Below are 8,887 nucleotides of genomic sequence, written 5' to 3'. Positions count from 1 at the left end.
CGTGTGCTCTTCCGATCTCCCGGCTGCGAATCCCCCAAAAAATCAAAAAGAAAAGTTTTAGCTTGCTAAATCTTGCTAAATCTTGCTAAATCTTGCTAAATCTTGCTAAATCTTGCTAAATCTTAATTATAGGGCTATATGCTCATATTTTGGCTTGTGAGAGCAGAGTTACCCAAGTTGGTAAACTTATAAGCAAAAGTTATTGCTGTTCTTAGAAACGAGAATATAGGCTTTAAACGATATAACCACATTTAAAAGAAAGGACAATATGCAAACACAAAACGGTGGCAGACCCACAATTTTACCCAAGATGTATGAAGAACCGCTTTTTAGTCAAATCATTGATAAAATTGAATCAGGCTGTAATGACAGAGAAATCTACACCAGTTTGCATTGTTCGGCTAAAACTTTTAGAAAGTGGCGAGATGACAATATAAAGGCGTATGACGAAGCTAAAAGCATTGCTAGGGGAAATCTATTAGAACTAGCCGAAAGTGCCTTAGCGAGCAAACTGACAGTCAGAACGCTAAAGGAAACAGAAACAATCTATGACGCTGACGGAAACGTTGAAAAAGTAAAGGTTAAAGAAAAAGAGCTGGATAAAGATAGCTTGGTAGCGATGATGGTTGCTAAGGCTGGAAACCCTGAACTTTATAACCCTACTGAATGGCGGAGATTACAACAAGAAGAATCAAGCGCTCATGACCTTAAAGCTAAAATCGAAGAACTTGATGACTATAAACTAAGTAAGTACGAAACTCCAAAAATTGAAGTACCGAAAGGGTTTGAATGATTGAATTAAATAAAATTTACAACGAAGAATGTTTAGAAGGAATGAAAAAAATTCCTGACGGTAGTATTGATATGATTTTGTGTGATTTGCCATACGGAACAACAGCGTGTAAGTGGGATACAATCATTCCTTTCAAACCATTATGGGAGCAGTATGAGAGAGTTATTAAGGATAACGGAGCGATAGTTCTAACAGCTAGTCAGCCGTTCACAAGCGCTTTGATTATGAGTAACCCAGATTTATTTAAGTATGAGTGGATATGGGAAAAGAATAGGACAGTAGGTTTTTTAAATGCTAAGAATGCACCACTAAAGAAACACGAGAGTGTGTTAGTATTTTCTAAAGGAACGATTGCAAATGGTAGCAAAAGAAGAATGAACTACTTTCCGCAAGGGTTGAAAGTGATAAATAAAGTTAAAAATTCAGTTAAACAAAACAACGATACGGTGGTAGGGAGCAGACCAAGCAGAGACAAACCATATATTGCTAAACATTCTGGATACCCTAACAGTATTTTGAATTTTAATAACGAGTCAAAACAACTCCACCCAACGCAAAAACCGGTAGCACTATTTGAATACCTTATTAAAACATACACAAATAAAGGCGATACGGTATTAGATAACTGCATGGGTTCAGGAACAACAGCCATCGCATGCTTAAATACTGAACGAAATTTTATCGGATTTGAATTAAACGAAGAATATTATAACATGTCTTTAAAAAGAATATCTGAAAACGAATAGAAAGGGAATGAATGTATTATTTAAATAAAATGTTGGAATACAACAAAGAAAACGGCATTATTATTAATAAGTACATTCGTAAGACTATTCAGAAGCAAATACGTATTCACAACAAGTATATTTATCGCTATGACCGTGTTACACAAGCTATTGAATGGATACAAGACAACTTCTATTTGACTACTGGTAACCTGACGAAAATCGAGCTACTACCGCCACAAATTTGGTGGTATGAGTTAATGTTAGGCTATGATATGGTTGATGAAAAAGGCGTTCAGGTCAACCTAGTTAATGAAATTTTCCTTAATTTAGGGCGTGGATCTGGTAAGTCAAGTTTAATGGCTACGCGCGTGCTTAACTGGATGATTTTAGGCGGACAATATGGCGGAGAGAGCTTAGTTATTGCATACGATAATACACAGGCTAGACACGTATTTGACCAAGTTAGGAATCAAACGGAAGCAAGTGATACATTAAGAGTGTACAATGAAAACAAGATTTTCAAGAGTACAAAACAAGGGCTAGAGTTTACTTCCTTTAAAACCACTTTCAAAAAGCAAACAAATGACACTTTGAGGGCGCAAGGTGGTAACAGTTCACTTAATATATTTGATGAAGTTCATACCTATGGCGAAGATATAACAGAATCAGTCAATAAAGGTTCACGTCAAAAACAAGATAACTGGCAAAGTATTTACATTACTTCTGGTGGACTTAAACGAGACGGTTTATATGATAAACTTGTTGAACGCTTCAAATCAGAAGAAGAATTTTACAATGATAGGTCGTTCGGCTTGCTTTACATGCTAGAAAATCATGAGCAGGTCAAAGATAAAAAGAATTGGACTATGGCATTACCTCTTATTGGTCATGTTCCTAAGTGGTCGGGAGTTATTGAGGAGTACGAACTTGCACAAGGAGATCCAGCGTTACAGAATAAGTTCTTAGCGTTTAATATGGGCTTGCCTATGCAGGATACAGCTTACTACTTCACTCCGCAAGACACTAAACTAACAGACTTTAATTTATCTGTATTTAATAAAAATAGAACTTATGTCGGAATTGACCTATCCTTAATTGGCGATTTAACCGCTGTGTCGTTCGTTTGTGAGTTAGAGGGTAAAACTTACAGTCATACACTTACTTTCTCTGTACGGTCGCAATATGAGCAACTAGATACAGAACAGCAAGAACTATGGACTGAATTTGTTGACAGAGGCGAATTAATCTTACTTGATACGGAATACATTAATGTAAATGACTTAATACCATATATCAACGACTTTAGAACCAAGACAGGGTGCAGACTTAGAAAAATCGGTTATGACCCAGCACGATATGAGATTTTAAAAGGGTTGATCGAGCGTTATTTCTTTGACAAAGACGGAGATAACCAACGAGCTATTCGACAAGGTTTCTCAATGAACGACTATATTAAGCTATTAAAATCTAAGTTAGTTGAAAATAAACTTATCCATAATCAAAAAGTTATGCAATGGGCTTTAAATAATACTGCTGTTAAAATCGGACAAAGTGGGGATTATATGTATACTAAAAAACTTGAAAAAGATAAAATTGACCCTACTGTGGCTTTGACAATGGCATTAGAAATGGCGGTGTCAGATGAAGTATAACGTTGACACAGTTCGAGAAAGTGGCTGGTACAATAAAAAAGAATGGTTGGCAGTCCGTGATTATGTAAGGCAACGTGATAAGATGACTTGCGTAAGATGTGGTGCATTCGGTGCTAAAAAATACGAAGTAGACCATATTATAGAACTAACTTGGGAAAACCTTGATGATTGGAAAATAGCGCTGAACCCTGATAACCTACAACTCCTTTGTAAGTCTTGCCATAACAAGAAAACAGGCGAGTATAAACGAGGGAAAGGCGTAAGTTTATGGTAGAAAGGGGAAAAATTGAACTTATTCGGAAAAGTAGTATCATTTTCACGTGGAAAACTAAACAATGATACTCAAAGAGTTACAGCTTGGCAAAATGAAGCGGTAGAATATACAAGTGCTTTTGTAACTAATATTCACAATAAAATTGCTAATGAAATAACAAAAGTAGAATTTAATCATGTAAAATATAAAAAATCTGATGTTGGATCTGATACTTTGATTAGTATGGCAGGTTCTGACTTAGACGAGGTTCTAAACTGGAGTTCTAAGGGCGAACACAATAGCATGGAGTTTTGGCAGAAAGTAATTAAAAAGTTACTATGCACGCGCTATGTTGACTTGTACCCTATATTTGACAGTGAAACGGGCGATCTATTAGACTTACTGTTTGCTAATGATAAAAAAGAATATAAACCTGAAGAATTAGTAAGGCTTATCAGTCCTTTTTATATCAATGAAGACACAAGTATTTTAGATAATGCTCTAGCTAGTATTCAAACTAAGCTGGAACAAGGTAAATTGCGTGGCTTGTTGAAAATTAATGCCTTTCTTGATATTGATAATACACAGGAGTATCGAGAAAAAGCACTAGCAACAATAAAGAATATGCAAGAAGGTTCTAGTTACAACGGTTTGACTCCAGTTGATAACAAGACAGAAATTGTAGAACTTAAAAAAGATTATTCTGTTTTAAACAAAGATGAAATTGACCTTATTAAATCGGAACTTTTGACAGGTTACTTTATGAATGAAAATATTTTGCTTGGTACTGCTACGCAAGAACAACAAATTTATTTTTATAACTCTACTATCATTCCTTTACTGATTCAACTTGAAAAGGAACTGACTTATAAACTGATTTCAACAAACCGCAGACGAGTAGTTAAGGATAATTTATATTATGAACGCATAATCGTAGATAACCAGCTATTCAAGTTTGCAACTTTGAAAGAATTAATTGACTTGTATCATGAAAATATTAACGGTCCTATTTTTACACAGAATCAACTTCTTGTTAAAATGGGCGAGCAACCAATTGAGGGTGGAGATATTTACATAGCTAACCTTAATGCAGTTGCTGTTAAAAATCTAAGTGACCTACAAGGCAGTAGAAAGGACGTAACAAGCACAGATGAAACTAATAACCAATAGTGCTGAAATTAAAGTAACTGAAAACGAGGACGGTTCTAAGTCGTTCCAAGGCGTTGGTTCAGAAGTTGGTGTAGAGAATCTTAACGGCATTGTCTTGACACCTAACTGCATTGAGTTTACTAGAGAACGATATCCATTGCTATATGAACACGGAGCTGGATCTAGTGAAGTCATTGGGGACGCGAAAGTTTATTATGACTTAGCTTCTAATAAATACCTGACTGACTTTACGCTTTATGACAATGCACCGAACATTAATAAGGCTGTTGAAAATGGTGCTTTTGACTCACTATCAATTGCCTATTACATTACAGATTATGAGTTTAATGAAAATGATGCTCTAGTTGTAAATAAAGCACAGTTTAAAGAGATTTCTCTTGTTTCAGTACCAGCAGACCCTAACGCAAAATTTATTCAAAATGCCTTAGGCGAAGAACTCACAGAAGAACGCAACAAAATTATTGAAAGCCGTAACGCTTTGAAAGAAATTGAGGATATCAAAAAGAAATATGAATAAACCTGATTTAATCGAAAAACAGAACCGCTTGGCAGAACTTAAAGAAAATAACGTATCTTTAAAATCTCAAATTAGTGGCTTTGAAGTAAAAAACGCAATTGAAGACTTGCCAAAAGTACAAGAATTAGAAAAAACACTTTCAGAAAATTCAATTGAAATTATCAAAATCGAGAACGAACTTAACGCACAGGAAGAAAAACCAAAAGGAAAAGCTAAAATGAAAAACTTTATTGAATCACAAAACGCTGTAACAGAATTTTTTGATGTATTGAAAAAGAACTCTGGAAAATCAGAAATTAAAAACGCTTGGAATGCAAAACTTGCTGAAAATGGTGTAACTATCACAGATACAACTTTCCAACTTCCACGCAAATTGGTTGAGTCAATCAACACAGCCTTGTTAAATACTAACCCAGTATTCAAAGTTTTCCACGTTACAAATGTTGGTGCTTTGCTCGTATCACGCTCTTTTGATTCATCAAATGAAGCACAAGTTCACAAAGACGGACAACAAAAAACAGAGCAGGCAGCTACACTCACTATTGACACTCTTGAACCTGTAATGGTTTATAAATTGCAATCACTTGCTGAACGTGTTAAACGACTTCAAATGTCTTATTCTGAACTTTACAACTTGATTGTAGCAGAACTTACACAAGCTATTGTAAACAAAATTGTTGACCTTGCACTTGTTGAGGGCGACGGAACAAATGGTTTTAAATCAATTGACAAAGAAGCAGACGCTAAAAAAATCAAAAAAATTACTACAAAAGCCAAATCAGCTGGCAAAACTCCATTTGCTGACGCTATTGAAGAAGCGGTTGACTTTGTTCGCCCTACTGCTGGACGTCGTTATTTGATTGTTAAAGCGGAAGACCGCAGAGCCTTGTTAGATGAGTTACGCCAAGCGACTGCAAATGCTCATGTTCGTATTAAAAATGATGACGCTGAAATTGCTTCAGAAGTTGGAGTTGATGAAATCATTGTCTACACAGGTTCAAAAGCACTCAAACCTACTGTATTGGTAGACCAAAAATATCACATTGATATGCAAGACCTTACTAAAGTTGATGCCTTTGAATGGAAAACTAATAGCAACATGATTTTGGTTGAAACACTAACAAGCGGACACGTTGAAACTCTTAACGCTGGTGCAGTAATTACAGTAGCATAAGAATAAAATGGAGGAAGTAAATGATAGATTATATTAAGGTCTATTGTGGTATTCCGATTTTAGTAACAGCTTATGATAGTAAACTTATCTTATTCCGTTCAATAGCTATTAAATTGCTAGAAAAAAATGGTATTAAAGCTGACGAAACAAGCGTATTAGTGAAAGACTTTATCTCTTGTTATTGTCGGCTTAATATTGTTGATGAACCAGCAGAACAATGGCGAAATGCTGAAATGAAACGTTTGGCTTCTTTGCAAGAGTTAATGTATTATGGAGGTATTTAATGATATTCTCACAAGTTACATTACAGGTAGAAACGACTGTTAAGAAGAAGAACGGTGCAGAAGCTAATGTTATAAAGCCTATCGTTTTACCAGCAGTTAAACAGAGAATTAGTCAGACAAGACTTGATGAGTTTTCTATGATTGGGCTAGGTAAAAACGTAAGATACGAGCTTAACGGAATCGGAGAAATGGAAGACTTGATTTTCAACTATTTCTTAGACGAAAAAGGCGAAACTTTCAAGCGTACAACATGGGAAAGAAACCCTAAGAATAACAAGATGATTTTAGAGGGGGTCGTAAGTAATGGAATTTGATTCTTATATAGATTGGTACAACAATTTACTTACAATGCCTCTAAATGACGTTATTTTAGGCGTTAAGGACACGATAGAAGACAAGACGGTATATTTATCACTTAGTGACTCAAAGGTGCTTAAAATGGATAATACGAGCTTTGTCATGGGTTACTATTATCAAGTTGTTTTATCTGTTAAAGATGTTGACGATGAACTTGTAGGACTAGTCGGAAATGTTTTACAAAACGGTTGGAATATGACGAACTGGTCAGAGAATAGCCATTTGTACAATTATACTGGTACTGTTTATTTGCCTTGTGGTGCAGGTGGTCAAGCATGGCAATGAATTTACTTAATACAGCAAGCATAGCTAAAGAAATGCAAACTAAAGTAACAGAACGCATGGGCGATTGGTTTGAAGCAGAGTTTAAGGCAAAAGCAAATACTGCAAGTAGAAGAACTAGATTAATCAGAAGCCACGGTCATACCTATACTTATGCCAGATATCAAAATACTGGGCAATTGTCAAGTAACTTAAAGCAAGTTAAAAAAGGCGATAAAGTAGTAGTTAATGCAGGTACTAGGGCTAGTTACACTAGCGGCTATCATGGTATGTACTTCTTGGTTGAAAAAAAAGGTATGCAAGACGTCAAAACAACATTGAAAAAAGGCGCTAATTATGCTAATTCAATGAAATTATAAAAGTAGAAAGTAGCTTAATTACATTTGATTGAAATTAACAATAATGGTATTTTTTAATGAGTTTAGATAATTTTAGAAATAGAACGATTATATGGGATACAGTTAATAAAGATTTCCCTCAACCAATACAAATAATGCAAGGCGATGTCAATGCAAGAACTTTGTTAATTAAAATAGTTGATAATGGAGTTGAAATTGACTTAACTGGTCATTCGTTAAAACTTACATATCAATATACTAATAGTAGTAATTCTGGTTTTGTTATGATCCCTCCTAAGGACTTAGCTAAGGGAGAATTTATTTTGGTGATTCCTACTGAAATGACAACAACTGGAGTTATCGAGGCAAATTTAATTCTTCTCAACGAAAGTTTAGAGCAAGTTATCGTCAGTAAAAGTCTTACATTTATATCAGATAATTCTACAGTTTCTGATTTAGCTCAAGAAGTAAATAATAAGATTGATAATTTTAAAAAATTATTATTGGAAAATATGCCACAAGTGTTGCGCAGTGAGTTGAATGATTTACATGCTCAAACTGATTCAAACAAGAGCAATATTGAGCTTAAAGCAAATTTAGCTGATATGACGAGCTTACAAAGTGCAATGACAGAGCTTAAAAAAGAAGTAGAAGCATTTGGTATTAGTCCTGAAAATTTAGTTACTATAAAATCGCTATTAGATGAAATCGCAAGTAACGCCAGTGAATCAGAAGTAGTTGAACTAATAAATTCAGTAAAGGTTTTAACAAGTAATATTTCTCTGATGAGTAATGGAGATTATTCTCCTAAAGCTAATCAAACGGATTTAGAAAGTTTACATCATATTGTTAATAAACAAGGTGTTGCAATTTCAACAAAAGCTGAACAATCAGAGTTATAAATACAATTGACTATGCTCAAGCTCACCCAGTTGGCTCGGTAGTCTCAAATACTTCAAGTTCATCATCAGGATATTCCACAGGCAAATGGGAAAATATCGGTTCAGCAGTAATCGGTTCAACAACAATATATTATTGGAAACGTACTGCATAAAAAAATAAAAAGGAAAATAAAAAATGAAATTAGATTATAATTCACGTGAGATTTTCTTTGGTAATGAAGCTCTAATCGTAGCTGATATGGCCAAGGGAAGTAACGGAAAACCAGAGTTCACTAACCATAAAATTGTAACTGGTTTAGTATCAGTTGGCGCAATGGAAGACCAAGCGGAGACTAACAGCTATCCAGCTGATGACGTGCCAGACCATGGAGTGAAAAAAGGTGCTACCTTACTTCAAGGCGAAATGGTATTCATTCAAACAGACCAAGCGCTTAAAG

At 35.0% G+C, this 8,887-nt stretch carries 13 protein-coding genes; all 13 read left to right on the top strand.

All coding sequences use genetic code 11. The features are described 5' to 3' along the window. The first annotated feature begins 268 nt into the window (after positions 1–268). The gene (locus AP059_RS00475; protein WP_002819985.1) at positions 269–793 is read left to right on the top strand and encodes a bacteriophage terminase small subunit; all 525 of its coding nucleotides are present in this window, start codon (positions 269–271) and stop codon (positions 791–793) included. Then, positions 790–1,539 (top strand): DNA-methyltransferase, encoded by a 750-nt coding sequence (locus tag AP059_RS00470; RefSeq protein WP_059874937.1) that lies wholly within the window; start codon positions 790–792, stop codon positions 1,537–1,539. The genes AP059_RS00475 and AP059_RS00470 overlap by 4 nt, the downstream gene beginning before the upstream one ends. An 11-nt stretch (positions 1,540–1,550) precedes the next feature. Beyond that, complete coding sequence (locus AP059_RS00465; RefSeq protein ID WP_059874935.1) at positions 1,551–3,173, top strand: terminase TerL endonuclease subunit; 1,623 nt, start codon at positions 1,551–1,553, stop codon at positions 3,171–3,173. Further along, entirely contained in the window at positions 3,163–3,447 is a 285-nt protein-coding gene (locus AP059_RS21825) for an HNH endonuclease (RefSeq protein ID WP_044889015.1), read from the top strand. The genes AP059_RS00465 and AP059_RS21825 overlap by 11 nt, the downstream gene beginning before the upstream one ends. 12 nt (positions 3,448–3,459) lie before the next feature. Beyond that, positions 3,460–4,596 carry a phage portal protein gene (locus AP059_RS00460; protein WP_059874932.1) on the top strand — a complete coding sequence of 379 codons (1,137 nt, stop codon included), beginning with the start codon at positions 3,460–3,462 and terminating at the stop codon, positions 4,594–4,596. Further along, positions 4,577–5,113, top strand: a complete 537-nt coding sequence (locus tag AP059_RS00455) for an HK97 family phage prohead protease (protein ID WP_059874929.1) — start codon at positions 4,577–4,579, stop codon at positions 5,111–5,113. Before AP059_RS00460 ends, AP059_RS00455 begins: the two co-directional genes overlap by 20 nt. Further along, complete coding sequence (locus tag AP059_RS00450) at positions 5,106–6,287, top strand: phage major capsid protein (RefSeq protein ID WP_059874927.1); 1,182 nt, start codon at positions 5,106–5,108, stop codon at positions 6,285–6,287. The genes AP059_RS00455 and AP059_RS00450 overlap by 8 nt, the downstream gene beginning before the upstream one ends. 20 nt (positions 6,288–6,307) lie before the next feature. Then, positions 6,308–6,571 (top strand): hypothetical protein, encoded by a 264-nt coding sequence (locus tag AP059_RS00445; protein WP_002820020.1) that lies wholly within the window; start codon positions 6,308–6,310, stop codon positions 6,569–6,571. Beyond that, the gene (locus AP059_RS00440; protein ID WP_036853150.1) at positions 6,571–6,885 is read left to right on the top strand and encodes a hypothetical protein; all 315 of its coding nucleotides are present in this window, start codon (positions 6,571–6,573) and stop codon (positions 6,883–6,885) included. The genes AP059_RS00445 and AP059_RS00440 overlap by 1 nt, the downstream gene beginning before the upstream one ends. Continuing rightward, complete coding sequence (locus AP059_RS22625) at positions 6,875–7,213, top strand: hypothetical protein (protein WP_082706707.1); 339 nt, start codon at positions 6,875–6,877, stop codon at positions 7,211–7,213. The genes AP059_RS00440 and AP059_RS22625 overlap by 11 nt, the downstream gene beginning before the upstream one ends. After that, entirely contained in the window at positions 7,204–7,569 is a 366-nt protein-coding gene (locus tag AP059_RS21815; protein WP_082712468.1) for a hypothetical protein, read from the top strand. Before AP059_RS22625 ends, AP059_RS21815 begins: the two co-directional genes overlap by 10 nt. A 56-nt stretch (positions 7,570–7,625) precedes the next feature. Further along, the gene (locus AP059_RS00435) at positions 7,626–8,450 is read left to right on the top strand and encodes a BppU family phage baseplate upper protein (RefSeq protein ID WP_218187011.1); all 825 of its coding nucleotides are present in this window, start codon (positions 7,626–7,628) and stop codon (positions 8,448–8,450) included. A gap of 175 nt (positions 8,451–8,625) precedes the next feature. After that, on the top strand, positions 8,626–8,887 hold a 262-nt coding region (locus AP059_RS00430), incomplete at its 3' end, for a hypothetical protein (protein ID WP_218187010.1).

It is taken from the genome of Pseudomonas sp. TAA207, from assembly GCF_001529285.1.
Taxonomy (GTDB): Bacteria; Pseudomonadota; Gammaproteobacteria; order Pseudomonadales; family Pseudomonadaceae; genus Aquipseudomonas; species Aquipseudomonas weihenstephanensis.
Note: the sequence above shows the minus strand (reverse complement) of the source record. Positions and strands in the feature narration are given on the sequence as shown.